Annotated in this window: 1 protein-coding gene; it reads left to right on the top strand. The window is 69.3% G+C overall.

What is annotated here, in order from left to right; all coding sequences use genetic code 11:
- Positions 1-1,484, top strand: a 1,484-nt coding sequence (locus tag DD1DGNOD_RS18605) for a hypothetical protein (protein ID WP_165036856.1), incomplete at its 5' end; no start/stop codon positions are given.
- Positions 1,485-1,544 lie beyond the last annotated feature (60 nt).

Raw genomic sequence — 1,544 nt, 5'->3', positions numbered from 1 at the left:
GTGGCTCCGATAGGGCAGCCCATGCCCATGCCCATGCCCATGCCGCCGGTGCCGCCCATGCCGGCCCTGACACCGCCGATATTGCCGGCGCCGGCAATATCACTCATGTCGGTTATGTCGTCGATGCCGGCTCCGATACCAGCCCGGGGACACCGATCACGTTGGGACGCGGGAGCTCCCCGTACACGCTGACCGTCCGGTCACAGAATGGCGGCGAGGGCGTGGCGGAGGTCACCGCCCAGGCGCCGGGAGTCGACTGGGCGGTCCGGGGCGCGGAGTCCGCGGTGCTCGCGATCATGGTTGACGGTAAGCCGGCCACCGACGTCGTCGTGCCCTCCGAGCATCCGATCACGAGCCGCGTCCAGCTTGGACATGTCTCTGCCGGCACCCACACCCTCACGATCGCGCTGGACGAGCGGGCGTCCACCTCCGGCGCGCACGCGGTGGTGCTGCGTGATCTGTCGGTATCGGTCGTGGCACCCAGGGCCTCCGGTGAACCGGATCCGCTTGCGTACGCCCCGATCCTCTATGGACGGTCACTGCCGGAGTTCGGAGGCCCCTTCCAGAACAACCACACCGACACGCCGCTGCTCGCCTGGCACACGCAGGCCCCGGTAGCGGGCCGGCGGGGCCACACGCTGCTGGAGTACAGCGTCATGTTCAGCAACGAGGACGGCGGCACCGGCGCCGACCCCGCATCCCTGCAGGCGCGGTGGGGACGCCAGACCGACATCGAGTGGGTGTACCGGGTCGAGTTCGACGCGGCCGGATCCGTGGTGCCGGGGTCGGCGGTCTACCAGGGTCCCAGCCACACGGCGCTACCGTTCGCCGGCCGCTACGAAGACGGTCACCCCGTGCTGCAGACGTGCACGAGTAACAACATGGTGTGCGATGTGATCACCGACCCCGGCATGCGGTTCGTCCTCGCCGTCGATCACGAGCTCGCCGCGGGCGAGGCACGTGAGCAGATGATGGACACCGTCGGGTGGACTTATCAGGTGTCCGCGGCCGAGGTGCGGCGTGAGGAAAAGATCGAGCCGGTGGCGTCCGCGTACACGCCGGCGCTGTCCGACCCGCGGAACTACCTGTACGTCGTGATCCGTAAGACCACGTCTGTCCCGGTCGCTTCGGTTGACGCCGGCCTTGCCTGGGTCGGTGCCACGGTCGGGGTCCGGCTTGCGGGTGCCCCGGACGTCCTCTACCGGTCCGACCACATGATTCCCGGCTGGTCCCTGCAACGGGACGGCTCGGTTGCCACCGCCGTGGAACTGCCCGCGGGCACGCGGCTCGACGACATCGCCACGCTTGAGGTGCTGCGGGCCCCGGCGAGCGTGATCGACCCGGGTTCGACGGTGACGGTCACCGGTGTCGAGCGGGCGATCATGCTGGATGCCGACGCGTTGCCCGCGTCCGGGTCCCTGACCTGGTCGGGCACGGCCACGCTCACCGCGTCCGATCCGAGCGCCGTTCTGTTGAGCCGCTGAGCTGTTGTGAGCCGCTGAGCTACTGAGCCGTTGCTGGGCTACTGCTGAGCCGTTGCTGGG

The sequence above is a fragment of the Candidatus Protofrankia californiensis genome (assembly GCF_900634765.1).
Lineage (GTDB): Bacteria > Actinomycetota > Actinomycetes > Frankiales > Frankiaceae > Protofrankia > Protofrankia californiensis.
The sequence above is the reverse complement of the archived record's forward strand: the minus strand, read 5'-3'. Positions and strand labels throughout refer to the sequence as shown.